At 63.0% G+C, this 13,356-nt stretch carries 12 protein-coding genes; 4 read left to right on the top strand and 8 right to left on the bottom strand.

Annotated features, from left to right (window positions below; translation table 11 throughout):
- Positions 1 to 56 precede the first annotated feature (56 nt).
- The 5 genes from C443_RS07815 to C443_RS07795 all read right to left on the bottom strand — a co-directional run bounded on the left by C443_RS07815 (position 57) and on the right by C443_RS07795 (position 5,270).
- Positions 57 to 1,139 (bottom strand): M24 family metallopeptidase, encoded by a 1,083-nt coding sequence (locus tag C443_RS07815; protein WP_005535354.1) that lies wholly within the window; start codon positions 1,137 to 1,139, stop codon positions 57 to 59.
- 133 nt (positions 1,140 to 1,272) lie between these two features.
- Complete coding sequence (locus C443_RS07810; RefSeq protein WP_005535352.1) at positions 1,273 to 2,232, bottom strand: nucleoside hydrolase; 960 nt, start codon at positions 2,230 to 2,232, stop codon at positions 1,273 to 1,275.
- Positions 2,233 to 2,355: 123 nt separating this feature from the next.
- Complete coding sequence (locus C443_RS07805) at positions 2,356 to 3,369, bottom strand: alanine dehydrogenase (RefSeq protein WP_005535349.1); 1,014 nt, start codon at positions 3,367 to 3,369, stop codon at positions 2,356 to 2,358.
- Between the two features lie 78 nt (positions 3,370 to 3,447).
- Entirely contained in the window at positions 3,448 to 3,720 is a 273-nt protein-coding gene (locus tag C443_RS07800) for a DUF7513 family protein (protein ID WP_005535347.1), read from the bottom strand.
- Entirely contained in the window at positions 3,717 to 5,270 is a 1,554-nt protein-coding gene (locus tag C443_RS07795; RefSeq protein ID WP_005535344.1) for a Na+/H+ antiporter NhaC family protein, read from the bottom strand. The genes C443_RS07800 and C443_RS07795 overlap by 4 nt, the downstream gene beginning before the upstream one ends.
- Before the next feature lie 330 nt (positions 5,271 to 5,600).
- Between C443_RS07795 and C443_RS07790 the strand changes: the two genes are divergently transcribed.
- On the top strand, positions 5,601 to 6,353 hold the full coding sequence (locus C443_RS07790) for an IclR family transcriptional regulator (protein ID WP_005535342.1): 753 nt from the start codon (positions 5,601 to 5,603) through the stop codon (positions 6,351 to 6,353).
- 97 nt (positions 6,354 to 6,450) lie between these two features.
- Here C443_RS07790 and C443_RS07785 read toward each other — a convergent pair whose 3' ends face one another.
- Positions 6,451 to 7,206, bottom strand: a complete 756-nt coding sequence (locus tag C443_RS07785) for a helix-turn-helix domain-containing protein (protein WP_005535340.1) — start codon at positions 7,204 to 7,206, stop codon at positions 6,451 to 6,453.
- Positions 7,207 to 7,340: 134 nt separating this feature from the next.
- On the opposite strand from C443_RS07785, the gene C443_RS07780 reads away from it, so the two are divergent.
- Both C443_RS07780 and C443_RS07775 read left to right on the top strand, forming a co-directional pair.
- On the top strand, positions 7,341 to 8,384 hold the full coding sequence (locus C443_RS07780) for a DUF1611 domain-containing protein (protein ID WP_005535339.1): 1,044 nt from the start codon (positions 7,341 to 7,343) through the stop codon (positions 8,382 to 8,384).
- Entirely contained in the window at positions 8,381 to 9,460 is a 1,080-nt protein-coding gene (locus C443_RS07775) for a dipeptide epimerase (RefSeq protein WP_005535336.1), read from the top strand. Before C443_RS07780 ends, C443_RS07775 begins: the two co-directional genes overlap by 4 nt.
- A gap of 40 nt (positions 9,461 to 9,500) precedes the next feature.
- Here the strand turns inward: C443_RS07775 and C443_RS07770 are convergent, their stop codons facing one another.
- Positions 9,501 to 10,625: a polymer-forming cytoskeletal protein gene (locus C443_RS07770; protein ID WP_005535334.1), complete on the bottom strand. Its 1,125-nt coding sequence runs from the start codon at positions 10,623 to 10,625 to the stop codon at positions 9,501 to 9,503.
- A 176-nt stretch (positions 10,626 to 10,801) separates the two neighbouring features.
- Here C443_RS07770 and C443_RS07765 point away from each other — a divergent pair, with 176 nt between their 5' ends.
- Complete coding sequence (locus tag C443_RS07765; protein WP_005535332.1) at positions 10,802 to 11,644, top strand: DUF7537 family lipoprotein; 843 nt, start codon at positions 10,802 to 10,804, stop codon at positions 11,642 to 11,644.
- Between the two features lie 16 nt (positions 11,645 to 11,660).
- Here the strand turns inward: C443_RS07765 and C443_RS07760 are convergent, their stop codons facing one another.
- Positions 11,661 to 13,121, bottom strand: a complete 1,461-nt coding sequence (locus tag C443_RS07760) for an alpha,alpha-trehalose-phosphate synthase (UDP-forming) (protein ID WP_005535331.1) — start codon at positions 13,119 to 13,121, stop codon at positions 11,661 to 11,663.
- Positions 13,122 to 13,356 lie beyond the last annotated feature (235 nt).

Below are 13,356 nucleotides of genomic sequence, written 5' to 3'. Positions count from 1 at the left end.
TACAACACCCGTTGTAAACACTTCTGCCGCAATCGGAAACGGGGGTTCCAGGGCCGCTACAGCTCCAGCACCGTGTGTCGGGGCAGTTCGAGGTCGTAGCCGACTGCCGAGACCGTCTCAGTCGGCCAGTCGGCGGTCCCGGACAGTAGTTCGATGTCGTCGGCAGAGACGAGATACGTGTCTTCGCTCTTGCTTCCGGCAATAGTCGGGTTCCAGGCGTACCCGTGCGGTAACGTGACTGCGGCCTCGCTTCCGGGTGTGGCGATCCATTCCCGGCCGGCGAAGCCCGTCGCACCGCCCTGATGGTGGTTCTGCCACTCGCCTTCCCAGCCGACCTCGGCGTAGGCGTCCTGTATCGCGTCGAACACGTCGCCCGCTGTGCCGCCATCCCGGCCGACTGCCTGCGTCGCTGCCAGCGCAGTGGTCTCGACGCGTGCAGCCTTGCGGGTGCGCTCCGTGAGCCACTCCGGTGGATCGAACGCGACCGCTCGGGTAGTGCTGACGTGGAGTCCGTCCCGCTGGACGGTCACCGATACGAGCGCGTAGTCGCCGAGTTCAGTGTCTGTTGAGGTGTAATGGCGGTAGGATTGGGCCCGCTCGGCGCTGCCGACGAGCACGACGGGCGTAGCGATGCCCCGGCCTTCGAGCTTCTGTCGAAGCACCGCGGTCACATCGAGTTCGGTGTGCGACGGCTCGACTTTCCGTGCGACAGCCTCGACTGCTTCAGCCGTGTCCCGCGCGAGTTCACGGCACTGTTCGATCTGCTTGTCGGTCAGCGGCTGGCGGAGCTGTGTGGTGTCGACTGATTCGAAGCCGGGGACATTGAAATCAGCCGCCGCTGGGGCCGGACTCGCTTCAGTGACGGCTTCGGCCAGCGACGCCGCGTGCCAATCAAACGTTTCGACGGTCACGTCGCTGTCGAGTTCCTCGTCACGGAGCCGCGGCGCTTCGATGTTATTAGTGATGACCCGTACTCCGTCGCCGTCGTAGCCTGCGGCAGCGACGCCGGTATCGCCCTCTCTGTCGACGACGTTGTCACCACCGCCGGTGAGCCACGCGAAGGAGTTCGGTCGGGCGAACCAGACGGCTTCGAGCCCCGCTGTCCGGAGGTACTGGTCGAGACGGTCTGTAAGCGACATACCCTGACATGCCGCCGGCCCCCAGTAAAAACCAAGGACAACACGCGGTACTGGGACTGGTGCCACAGGACTCACACAGTGGCAATCACGGCACAGACTGGTCGTGACTATCGTGTTCGCCTCCGTTCCTGACTCACTCGGCAACGCCGCTATCAGGGTCTCGGGACTGGAGCAGCGAGTACATGACTGACTGGAAGGCGTCGCTGTCGACAGACTCCACGACGTGGGTGTTCGGTTCGCCGTCGGTCACCCCGTTGATGTCGACGCTGGTATACCCGCGGGTAAGGCCTTCGCGGTCATCCACCGCAACGTGGTACGTCGATACCGCCTCGCGGAGTTCCGGGTATGCGAGCAGCGCGGCGGTGACGCTGTCGGGAAGTGCCGTCCATCCGGGATCGTCGGAACCCTCGCTGTTGAACGCCCGGGCCTGCTCGGTTACCGATTCGAAGAACGACGCCAGTTCAGTGTCGAACGTCGATACCGTCTCGAACTCGGGTGAGTCGAACACCGCGTCTCGAAGACACACGCCCCAGTCGACAAGCGTCACCTCGAAGGCGTCGAACACGCGTCTGGCCGCATCGGGATCGACCCACAGATTGAACTCCGCCGCGGGAGTGACGTTCCCCTCACAGTTGATGTTCCCGCCCATCACCCACACCTCATCAACGAGCTCCGGAAGGTCTGGCTCGCGAGCGTACGCTAGTGCTATGTTGGTCAGCGGGCCGATACAGAGCAGCGTGATCTCGCCTGGGGCCGCCCGACAGCGGTCGACGATCTCGTCGGGGCCAAAGCCCGCCGCTGATTCGACGTCCGTTTCGGGGAACAGGTCCCCGCCGAGGCCGTCCTCGCCGTGAATGTCCGTCGCGTGTTCGAACTCCTTGAGAAGTGGCTGTCTCGCCCCTTCGTAGACGGGCACGTCGAGAGAATCGGCGATGTCGAGCGTGTATTTCGCGTTCTCGACCTCCCTCTCGAAGGGAACGTTACCGGCGACGATAGTGAGTGCTTCGACAGTAACTCGATCACTGAGACAGGAAAGTAGAATCGCCTGTGTGTCGTCGCCCGCGGTATCCGTATCGATGATGACGCGTCGCATATCCGCTCGTCGCATGGCACATACAAATGATACCGGGTCACAACTGTGTGCCACATCCACACTACACTGCGCCACTCGATAGCGACGGGGGGAACGACGAAGTGAGGCTATGAACCGCCGGAGTTATACCATTTCGAGTCGGTATCCGCTGTCGTCACCGAGCGATTCGTACACGATACGTGCGGCGGCGATGTCCTGAATCGCGAGGCCGGTCGAGTCGAAGACGGTAATCCCGGACAGGTCCTCGCGACCCGGTGCGTTTCCGACGACGATCTCGCCGAGTTCAGCATCGATATCCGACTCGTCGATATCGCCGTTGCTCCAGGGGACGTTTATTTCGCCGGAGTGGGTCGTCTGCTCGAAGTCGTCGATGACGAGGGTCGCTTCGCGGATGACGTCGGTGTGGAGTTCCTGCTTGCCTTCGGCGTCAGCACCCATGGCGTTGACGTGGGTGTGTTCCCCGAGGTCGTCAAGCGTGACAATGGGGTCTTCGACCGGCGTGACCGTCGACAGGACATCACACTGGGCCGCCTCGCGAATCGTGCCTGCTCGCACATCGAACTCATCGCCGAAGGTGTCGATGAACCGCTGGACACGGTCGTCGTCGAGGTCGCTGACGATGACGGACTCTATCGGTCGCACCTGGGAAATGGCCTCCAGTTGCGTGTAGGACTGGACGCCGGCACCGATGATGCCAAGCGAGGTCGCGTCCTCGACAGCGAGGTGGTCCGTCGCCACGGCGGCGGCGGCACCGGTTCGCTTCATTGTCAGCGTTGTGGCGTCCATCACGGCAAGCGGGAAGCCGCTCTCGGGGTCCGTGTACACGAGCGTCCCCATCACGGTCGGCAGGTCGAACTCGTCGGGGTTGTCCGGGTGTACGTTCACCCACTTGATGCCCGACGCCTCCCAGTCGTCCGTCTCGAGGTAAGCCGGCATCGACCGGAAGTCCCCGTTGTGCTGTGGCAGGTCGATGTAGGACTTCGGCGGCATCTGCGCCGTGTCGTTTTCGTATGCGGCGAACGCGGCCTCGATGGCCGGAACGAGGTCCGCCATCTCGACGGCCGCCTCGATGTCCGTACTGGGGACGATAGTCGTCTGGTTGTTCTGTCGTGCTGTGGAATATAGTGAATTGCTCATAGTGTTGTGAATGTATTATATCGGTTTATTTGACCGCGCGATACTGGTTTAGCGTTGTCTCGGCTCTCCGTGGCACTCCTAGAACGACCCCTGAGACAGCGTCTTTCGGTGGCTGACACGGCCGCGGTGCTCGGCGTTGTCGAACGATTCGACCGTTGCGAGTACACGACAGCCGACGATATCCGCCTCGCCGTTTTCGAAGTGAAGGCGAGTCTCGCCGACCTGTGCGACCAACTCGCCGGATTCTTCGTCGAGTTCGGTGACGTACACTTCTATCTCTTCGCCCGCCTCGAACGTCGGCGTGGTCGACCTGAAGGACATCCCGGTGAGGAACTTGCTGAACATGCTCATAGACGGGTCACATCCTTGGATTTGCGGTCAGTGGTGTACTCGAGCCCGAAGCCAGTCAACGCGGAGAGGAGGAACACGCCGAACAGGAACCAGCCGTGGAAGACGTACGGCCACACCTGCACGGGGTTGACAACCATCGCGCTGGTGAACCACTCGTACTGTCCCGGGAGGCCCTGTAGCGTCGCGAAGCCGATGAGGACACCGCCGCCCCATGGGAAGATGTACCCGAGCGCCGAGGTGTTCGCGTCGAGGATGTTCGCTCGGCGGTAGCTGTTGATGTTGTACCGCTGGCCGATGCGGGCGATGTACGGCGCAATCGCGATTTCTGCCGCCGTGTTGATCGTAATCATCGAGTTGACGAGGGCGGTACCGACCACCATCGTCGTCTCGGCCTTTCGGACGCCCGTTGCGACGTTTTCAAGCAGCCATTCCTGTATCGCCTCGAAGCCACCGCCACGGATCATAATCTCCGACCCAGCGACGATGAGCAAGACGAGCACGATCAGCGGGAAGAACCCGGCTGCACCGTTGTAGATGGACCCGGTGACGCCGGCGTTTTCGGCCGCGACCACTTCCGCGATGGGTAGTGAACCGGCCCAGCTCGCGGCTGCTGACGTTTCAGGTACTTTGAACAGCAACACATCGCTCAGCGGTGCGAGATCGAAGACGACGTTGAAGACAACCGCAACGATGAGTCCCCACGAAATGGCTTCGACAATGTGTCGGCCCATGACTGCCGTCACGATGACGACGAGCATGGAAATGAGATGCAACAGTCCCGCTGGTTCACTGTTCTGGACGAACAGGTCCTGTGCTTGCTGAGAGATGTCCAGCCCAGCCATCGCGTTTCCGGCGAAAACGTACGCCGCAAGTGCCAGTACCGCCGCAATAACGGCGTATTTGAACCGCGAGGCGACGACGCCGCCAATATCAGCGTCTTGGGTCACCGCGCTCACGATCGTCGTATCGCTGACTGGCGCGAGGTTGTCCCCGAAGACGGCCCCGGAGAGAATTGCCCCGAACAGCAACACCGGGTTCGCACCGAGCAGGATACCGGCCGGGAAGAAAAGCGCCGAGAAGGCGACTGCCGCGCCGTAGCCGGTTCCGATTCCGGTCGTGAACAGCGCTGCGAGGATGAACGTGGCAGCCGGGAACAGCGCGCCCCCGACGTCGGCTGCGTTCGCTGCCCAGACGAGTCCGCCGACGAAGCCGCCTGCTTGGAGCGTGTTCGAGAACATCCCTGCCCAGAGCCACGCAACGACTGCCGTCGCGGCGACTCGCTTCGTCATCCCATCGAAGATGGTGTTTGCGTAGTTCTTCCAGTCTCCTTTGGCGAAGAACATCCCGACGATGAGCGCCACGAGCATTCCCGCGACGAGTCCAGTCGTATCCCCGATACCGAACAGGCCACTCTGGACAATCGCCCACAGGATGAAAACCCCGATGGGAACCACGCTCATCCACCGTCCGCCGTAGAACTCGATTGCTTCGACATCCGGGCCAGAGATCTCCTCTATCTCTGTCCCATCGCCACTATCCGTGTCTGACATGCATTCTGTGCCTCATCAGATACACACGCAAAAGTTCATGATAATAGCTAACTCACCGGTAACAAATCATCGGAGCCGCCTCTGGTGAAGTCTTATCTCTCGACGGGCGCTGTGGGTATATAAAAGTCCACTCTTGTTGGAATTAGAGCAGCGTACCACCCCTGAATATAGCCCGTACTGAAGTGCGGGACGCTAATTTCAGACGCACATGCTAAAATTATAACCTCAGATAATTGAATGGCGCGGATCCATCAGAGTTCACTATAATATCGGCGGAATCTATTCCACTATTACCGGACTTTTTTATACTGGCATCAAGTCCACAGTGGTATGGACAGCTCTGGCGGTCGTCGTCTCCAGACGACCGAAACCTCCCTCGCGATCATCGATGCGGTAAACGAGATGGGGGAGGCGCGAATGAGTGAGCTTGCGGACCGGCTGGACCTCTCGACGAGTACGATTCACGTTCACCTCAAGACACTGCTGGACCAGGAATATCTGGTCAAACGGGGCGAGCAGTACCGACTCGGCATGAAGCTGTTCCACCTCGGCGAGGGCGCTCGGACCCGAAACGAGTGGTACGAGGTCGCCCGTCGCAAAACGCACGAACTCGCCGATAGCTGTGGCGAGGAGGTCACGTTCGCCGTCGAAGAGTACGGACGGGCGATAACGCTGTTCAACGTCGTCGCCAACGTCCCGTCGAAGGGCTTCCAGGTGGGGCGGTACTACTACCTGCACAACTCGGCAGTCGGCAAGGCAATCCTCGCCGCGTTGCCGGAAACCCGAGTCAACGAGATCCTCGACCGGTGGGGACTGCCCGAAGAGACGGAGTACACGATCACCGACCGCGAAACCCTTCTGGAAGACATCGAACGCACGAGCGAGCGTGGGTATTCGGTGAACGATCAGGAAGCGGTCGAGGGGCTTCGGTCGGTCGGCGTACCGGTCACCGCCCCACACGGCGGCGTCCTCGGCGCACTAGACATCTCTGGCCCGCTGTATCGGCTGCCGCCGAACGAGGAACTCGCATCGATGCTGCAGGACGTTGTCGATGAACTGGAGTCGGAACTCGGGGTCCAGTAGCGTTCGGTCGCGCCCTGTCGTCGCAAGCGAGGAACGGCTGTGTGAGGCCGATTCTGTGACCACAGACGTGCCAAATCAAAGTGCAGGCTGCGAGGCTCTACTGCCGTCCGTCCCGGTCAGTGTCTCTCGGACCGAGAAGCGCGGCCTCGACTTTCCGGAGGTGTTCGTGAAACGTCGTCTTCGCGATACCGAGTTCGTCGGCTAGCTCGCTCCCGCTTACCGCTCTCGGGTAGTCGTAATAGCCGCGGTTGCGGGCCAGTTCGAACACTTCGCGCTGCTTGTCGGAAAGCTGTCGGACAGCCAATCCCTCGGATTCCCTGCTTCCGGTGGTCGCGGACGTAATCTGGGTCACGGTGATCGTCGCGTCTTTCTCTGCGCACACGGCGTCGAGTTTCTCCTGTATCGTCGCCCGCGATTCGTCGATAGCGACCGTCCAGTACTCGGTCCCGTCGCGGATTCGGATCGGCTCCTGATTCATGAACCCGTGTGAGACCAGCGCGTCGTGGATGCTCTCTTCGGGGCCGTATTCGACGAGGAGCGTACGCGTCGCTTTGTTTACCGGTGCTGATATCCCGCCGAAGCTACGACGGGTATCCATTTCCGTGACTGCGTAGGTGTGGTCAGACGCCCGGGTCGCTGCAACGAGCGACTCGACCGCGGCCGCCGACTCAGCGTATGCGACGACATGGGCCTTGACCTTCCTGTCGACCAGATACGCCGCGTTGACCAGTAGTCTAGCCGAGGTGGCCGCCGTCACTTCCCGCATCCAGCAGTCGGGATGCTCTAGTTCGAGTGTCAACTGGAGGCCACCGCTGGACGGGGCAGCGGTCATCTCGGAGCCGTCAGCGTCCATTGCTCTCTCCGTGTTCTGTGACGCGATAGCGCTCGCCTGTCCTCGCTTTCATTGCGGGTCGTCTCCAGTGCTCTCACCGGGGGCCACACATGTAAGGCTCTGGTTTGTCGGTGACGCCCGCAGTGTCCAGCAGTATGGACTTGCGGCGAAAATACGACGAAGGCACGTCCGCCGTTGTACTCGCAGAGGGGGCGTTCGGACAGCCGGAAGGCAAGACGGCCAACGGTATTGTTATGCACGGAGAGCTGTTCGACGCGCAGGCCGTTGTGGACTCGGCGTGTCCCAGCCCCCACGCCGGAGCGGCCCTTGATTGGCCTGCTGCCGACGATATCCCGGTCGTCGGAACCGTCACCGAGGCGCTCGATCGAGCCCCGGACGCAGCCGTCCTTGTCATCGGCGTCGCGCCAGCCGGCGGTGATCTCCCAGAAGCTTGGGTCGAGGCTATCCAGTGCGCGATGGAACGGGGCTGTGACGTTGTTTCCGGCCTACACGTGTTCCTGAGCGACCGTCCAGCCTGGACCGAGCGAGCACAGCAACACGGTGTGGACCTCGTCGACGTTCGGAAACCGCCGTCGGTAGCTGATCTGACGCTCGGTGACGGCCGCGGGGACGAGGCCGATGCAGACGTTGTCCTGACGATGGGGACCGACTGTGCAGTCGGGAAGCGAACGACGACCTTCGAACTGTACCGGGCGGCGATCGATGCTGGACTCGACGCCGGCTGGGTTGCGACGGGACAGACCGGCATCCTCGTCGGCGCGGACCGCGGTGTCGTCATCGACCGGGTTCCGGCCGATTTCGTTTCAGGCGTCGTCGAGGACATGGTGCTTGATGTCGCAGCGGACCATGATATCGTGTTCGTCGAAGGGCAGGCCGCCCTCACGCACACCGCATACGGCGGCGTGACCCTTGGACTGCTCCATGGAGCGGCCCCCGACGCAGTCGTGCTGGCCGACGACCCCTCCCGGGAGGCCCGGTCACATTTCGATGACCTCGCTGTCGCCGGTGTCGAGGCCGAACGCCGCGCGATTACCGACCTCACAGAGACGACAGTCGCCGCCCTCTCGACGTGGGGCGACCCGGAGGCGGAAACCGCCAGAACAGGGCTTCCGGCGGCGAACATCTACGACGATGACGGCCCAGAGACACTCCTTACAGCCGTTCTGGGGGCGCTATGACCCGTATCGACCGCGTCTTCGTCGAACCGCTCGACCACGAACTCCGCGAACCGTTCGAAATCTCACTGGGAACCCGAGAGAAAGCCCGGAATCTGGTCGTCGTGGTCGAGACGGACGCAGGCGTCGTCGGTCACGGGGAAGGGTCTCCGTTGCCGCCGGTGACTGGCGAGACACAGGCGGCTGCCGTGGCGACCGCTCGATCGGTAACGTCGATCCTTGAGGGTGCGGCTCTCGCCGACTACCGCGAACTCGTCGATGAGGTGCGGGCCGCAGTGCCCGGAGCGGTTTCGGCACTGTTCGCTGTCGAGACAGCCCTCCTCGACGCCTACTGTCGCGACCGTGGCATCCCGCTCTCGGAGCTGTTTGGTGGCGAGCCGACCGCGGTTTCCACCGACATCACCGTCCCGATAGTCACACCCGCCGCGGCAGCCGAACGAGCCACGCGCGCCGCGGCTGCTGGCTTCGACCACATCAAGGTCAAGACCGGCGGGGCAATCGATGACGACGTGGCCCGGACGGTCGCCGTTGCGGATGCTGCACCCGACGCGACGATTACGGTGGACGCGAATCAGGGCTGGACGCCGAAGGCCACAGAGGAGTTTGTTGACGATGTGGCAGCGGCCGGGGTCGACCTCGCCTTGGTCGAACAGCCGACACCGAAAGACGATATCCGCGGTCTCGCGAGGGCGCGCGACAGACTCCCGGTCCCCGTCGCCGCGGATGAGGCCGTATTCACGCCGGCGGACGCGACCGCTGTGGTTCGCGACGGGGCTGCCGACGTGCTCAACGTCAAGCTCGGGAAATCAGGACTCCTCGGGGCGGCAAGGATTGCAGCCATCGCCGAGGCCGCTTCGCTCGACTGTATGCTCGGCTGTATGCTCGAAGGGGCAACCGGGATCGCGACGAGCGCCCATCTTGCCGCTGGCCTCGGTGCCTTCGACTACATCGATCTGGATGGGCACCTGTTGCTCGACGAAACACCGTCGTCGATGTCGTTCGGACCCGGTATCGATATTGACGGGCCGGGTCATGGGGTTTCACCGCCAGCAGCTGTGAGTGACGCGACCGAGAACTGAGCGTTGTGGCGTTTCGCCACGCAAAATAGCGGCCGAGCGCTTACTCTGCGGACTCCGCCGCCTCTTCGACGTCGGGATCGTCTTCCGAAGTATCACTGCCAGTTGTTGCTTCGTCCCCGTCGCCGCTGTCGGCTGCCGCACTATCCGCAGTGGCAGGGCTGTCGTCGGCTGCTGGGTCAACTGGCGGGTCTGTCTCGGTGGAATCGCTCCGTTTGGTGGCTGGCTCCGTAGTGTCAGTGTCAGCTTCGAGCGATTCAGCCATCTCTGCCATCGCCGCAGCGGATTCGTTCGGCCGGTCTAGCACCGCCTCGGTGTGCATCTGCATCTCCTCGCTGGCACGGATCGTCCCGTCGACCGTCGCATTCTCGTGGAGTTCGACTGTTGTCCCCGAGATGTCGCCCCAGACCTTCGCTCCCGGGCCGACCCGGACGGTGCCGCTGCGGGTCGTTACGTCCCCTTTGATCTCCGTGCCCCGGCCGACCACGATGTCGTCTTTCGCACGGAGGCTCCCGAAGACGACCGTGTCGCGCCCGACTTCGAGGGACTTCGCGCGGATGTTGCCGTGGAGCCGGCAGTCATCGCCGACCGTCGCCGGCGTCGAGACGCGCCAGGCGTCGTCCGAGACGCTCGCACCGCGTGGAATCAGAACCGGATCGTGCTCGTCACTTCCGTTGTCTAACATCTCGTCGATTACCTCTTCGGCCGCGTCTTCCTCGCCGATTCGGAGGAGCTGTGAGAGGTAGACAAACAGGAAGACGATGGTCGGCATCGGGTTGCGGATAACGATCCAGCCGTTCGCCTCGAACCCGTTCTCGATGTCCACGTCGTCGCCGATATCCAGATCGCCCGCGACACGGAGTTCGCCGCCGATATGTACCCGCTCGCCAATGTAGGCGTCCTCGCCGACCAGTACGTTGTCCGCGACGTCACACCACATATCGAGCCGACAGTCACCTTCGGCTTCGATGTGGCCGCCAAAGCGGACTCGCTCGTCGGCAATGACCGTCCGCCCGCGCACGCCGAACTCCACGGTCGACTGGCCGCCGACGATGACGTCACCGTCGGTCACCAGATCGTGTTCCTCGACGGTTGTCCCGTCGGGAATGTCGAGTTCGGACAGCGGGTCGGAGCCCAGAGGCACGATTGCTATAGCGGTTTCGTTCATATTAAACCCTCATGACGTGCATGACGGGCGTCTGACGCTGGTCGGACGGGAACGGCATCGCCGCAGGTTCGCGCTGATTCTAAGCCGCTCATCGAGGCAATTGTGACTCGAAGCCGGACGAGACCTGACAGCTGAACGGCCATAACGAACTAGTCCGCTGATACAGTGGCTCCGGTATGTCACTCGAACGCCATCACCTCTCGCTCGCACTCGTGATGCTACTGACAGCATCCGCTGGCTGTAGCGGGCTGTTCGGCTCTGGAACGGGTACGGGCACACCTGATACACCGACCTCGGCCGACGCCAACGGCCCTGCACCCGGATCGTCTGGGTTCGACGCGGCGGCCATCGAACGCGGGCACTTCGAGACGCTGTCGAACTCGTCGTTCACCACGTCGCTGTCGTTCCAGCTTTCGACGGCCCGGGACGGCGAGAACCGGTCGGTATTCATCAATCGGACCGTTGCTATCGACCGCGACAGCGACCGATCGCTGTCGACGGGCGAACTAGTCCAGGCCAGCGGCGACACGCTGGTGACGACGACCTATACGGCCGACGAGACCACCGCCGAGCGTCGAGTCCTCGTCCGTGGTGACGAGGAGATGACGGACTACCGCTCCGCGTCACCGCCGTACGACGGCCCGGTCCAACCGGTCAACGAGAGCAGCGTCATCGACCGCTCGTTGCTCCAGTCGCTCGGATCGGACATCAACTGGACCTACGCCGGGACGGAGACAGTCGACGGTGACAGCGTCTCGCGGTTCGAAGCGACCGGGAGCAACGTTACCGGCTTCACGGCCGACGACGCCGTCGCGACGAACGTCTCGGCCAACGAGACGACGGATTCAGCCAGTGCAACGGTTCTCGTTGACGAGGACGGCGTCGTCCGGTCGTTCCAGTACCGGGTGACGACCGAACGGGACGGCCAGCCGGTGACGGTGACGCTGTCGCTCTCCGTTTCGCAGGTCGATGACACAACCGTCACGGAACCGGACTGGCTGTCAGAAGCAGAGAACTGACGAACGGCGGCAAAAACTACAGCGACTGCCCGGCGCTGAACTGCCTGGCGACCCACTGTGAACTGTCGAGCGCCTCGACGCCGTGCTGAAGACGCGACAGTCGATCACGTGTTTCCGCTTCGTCCAGTTCCAGCGCCCGCTCGATGGCATCAGCAATCGCGTTGATGTCGTGTGGATTGACCGTTAGCGCGCCGTCGAGATGGGTCGCCGCGCCGGCCAGTTCACTCAGCACGAGCGAACCGTCGCCGTCGACACAGGCTGCCGGGTACTCGTGGGCGACGAGGTTCATCCCGTCGCGATGGGGCGTCACGACCGCGACCTCTGCAGCCCGGTACAGCCCGGCGAGCGTCTCGTTGTCGAGGTTAGCCTCTGTGTAGACGATGGGTTGCCAGTCGTCGGTCCCGAAGCGGTCGTTGACGCGTTCGACGGCATCGAGGACGTCCGCACGGTACCGTCGGTAGGCGGCGATACCCTCTCGCGTTCGGCTCGCCTTCTGCACGTACGTAAATTCGCCTCGGAGGTCCGGCCGCCGGTCCCAGAGGTGCCCCAGCGCCTCGATCCGCTCGGGGATACCCTTCGAGTAGTCGAGTCGCTCGACGCCGAGCGCCAGGCGGATGGACACGTCCGAGCGACTGCCGCCCAGCACGGTCTCCCGGATACTGGCCACGTCAGCGGCCCGTGCTCGATCCCGAACACCCCCGACATCGATACCTAGCGGGTTCGCGACGACTCGTGTCCTGTCACCGCCGCGGATGACTGTCCCGCTGTCCGTGTCGATGGTCGCCGCTGAAAACGCGCTGTCGACGCAATGCAGGAACTGCTCGGCGTACGCTGCCGTATGAAAGCCGATGACGTCGCAGGCCAGCAGCCCATCGAGGAGCGCGTCGCTGTGGGGACAGTGCCGAAACACCGACGGCGCAGGCCAGGGGATGTGCCAGAACTGCAACAGTGTCGCATCTCTCCGCCGCTCCCGGAGCAGTCTGGGCGTGAGCGCGAGATGATAGTCCTGAAACCAGACCGGCTGGCCCGCGTCGGCGACCGTATCGACGGCCTCGGCGAACTGCTCGTTGACGGCGCGGTACTGCTCCCAGTAAGCGGGTTCGGCCCACATCCGACCTGTATCCTCGTGGCAGAGCGGCCAGAGCACCTGGTTAGCGTAGCCGTAGTAGTAGCCCTGTACCGCCGCGTCGGAGAGCGGGACGCGTTTCAGGTCGTACGTAGGGTCCGACGGCGGTACTTCGACGATGCCCTCGTCGGCGACGGCCATGTCAGCGTCGCCGCTGCCCCAGGCGACCCAGGTGCCACCCCGTGACTGCATCACCGGGTCGAGTGCGCTCGTCAGCCCACCCGCCGCGGACTGGACCCGTATCTCGCCGTCGTCGTCCCGCTCGTGGCTATACGGTTCGCGGTTCGAGACAACCACCAGCGAGTCCGGAACGGCACCGTCTTGCGCGGTTACTGACACTCCCCGGCCCATTTGCCGCCCGTAAGGACTGCCCCATCTTGAGACTGTCGTGGGACGCCGGCGTAGCTACAGCGTGTAACCGGCCACCGCCGCCTGGGAGTCCTGTCATCTATGTCTGACGGTAAGAGAAAACTTATACCGGAGGCCTCGAAAGAAACGGGTGAAAGCCGAAAGGGCACCCGGGTAGGGGTACACGGACGTGCCATTTCGGCTCAACTCGGTTTATCTGAACACGAATCCGGTAGCG

The sequence above is a fragment of the Haloarcula argentinensis DSM 12282 genome (assembly GCA_000336895.1).
Taxonomy (GTDB): domain Archaea; phylum Halobacteriota; class Halobacteria; order Halobacteriales; family Haloarculaceae; genus Haloarcula; species Haloarcula argentinensis.
This window is presented reverse-complemented; position numbering and strand designations above follow the sequence as displayed.

Excerpts from the sequence above, each read along its gene's own strand:
- C443_RS07815 (WP_005535354.1), bottom strand. The coding sequence starts at position 1,139 with ATGTCGCTTACAGACCGTCTCGACCAGTACCTCCGGACAGCGGGGCTC.
- C443_RS07810 (WP_005535352.1), bottom strand. The coding sequence starts at position 2,232 with ATGCGACGCGTCATCATCGATACGGATACCGCGGGCGACGACACACAG.
- C443_RS07805 (WP_005535349.1), bottom strand. The coding sequence starts at position 3,369 with ATGAGCAATTCACTATATTCCACAGCACGACAGAACAACCAGACGACT.
- C443_RS07800 (WP_005535347.1), bottom strand. The coding sequence starts at position 3,720 with ATGAGCATGTTCAGCAAGTTCCTCACCGGGATGTCCTTCAGGTCGACC.
- C443_RS07795 (WP_005535344.1), bottom strand. The coding sequence starts at position 5,270 with ATGTCAGACACGGATAGTGGCGATGGGACAGAGATAGAGGAGATCTCT.
- C443_RS07790 (WP_005535342.1), top strand. The coding sequence starts at position 5,601 with ATGGACAGCTCTGGCGGTCGTCGTCTCCAGACGACCGAAACCTCCCTC.
- C443_RS07785 (WP_005535340.1), bottom strand. The coding sequence starts at position 7,206 with ATGGACGCTGACGGCTCCGAGATGACCGCTGCCCCGTCCAGCGGTGGC.
- C443_RS07780 (WP_005535339.1), top strand. The coding sequence starts at position 7,341 with ATGGACTTGCGGCGAAAATACGACGAAGGCACGTCCGCCGTTGTACTC.
- C443_RS07775 (WP_005535336.1), top strand. The coding sequence starts at position 8,381 with ATGACCCGTATCGACCGCGTCTTCGTCGAACCGCTCGACCACGAACTC.
- C443_RS07770 (WP_005535334.1), bottom strand. The coding sequence starts at position 10,625 with ATGAACGAAACCGCTATAGCAATCGTGCCTCTGGGCTCCGACCCGCTG.
- C443_RS07765 (WP_005535332.1), top strand. The coding sequence starts at position 10,802 with ATGTCACTCGAACGCCATCACCTCTCGCTCGCACTCGTGATGCTACTG.
- C443_RS07760 (WP_005535331.1), bottom strand. The coding sequence starts at position 13,121 with ATGGGCCGGGGAGTGTCAGTAACCGCGCAAGACGGTGCCGTTCCGGAC.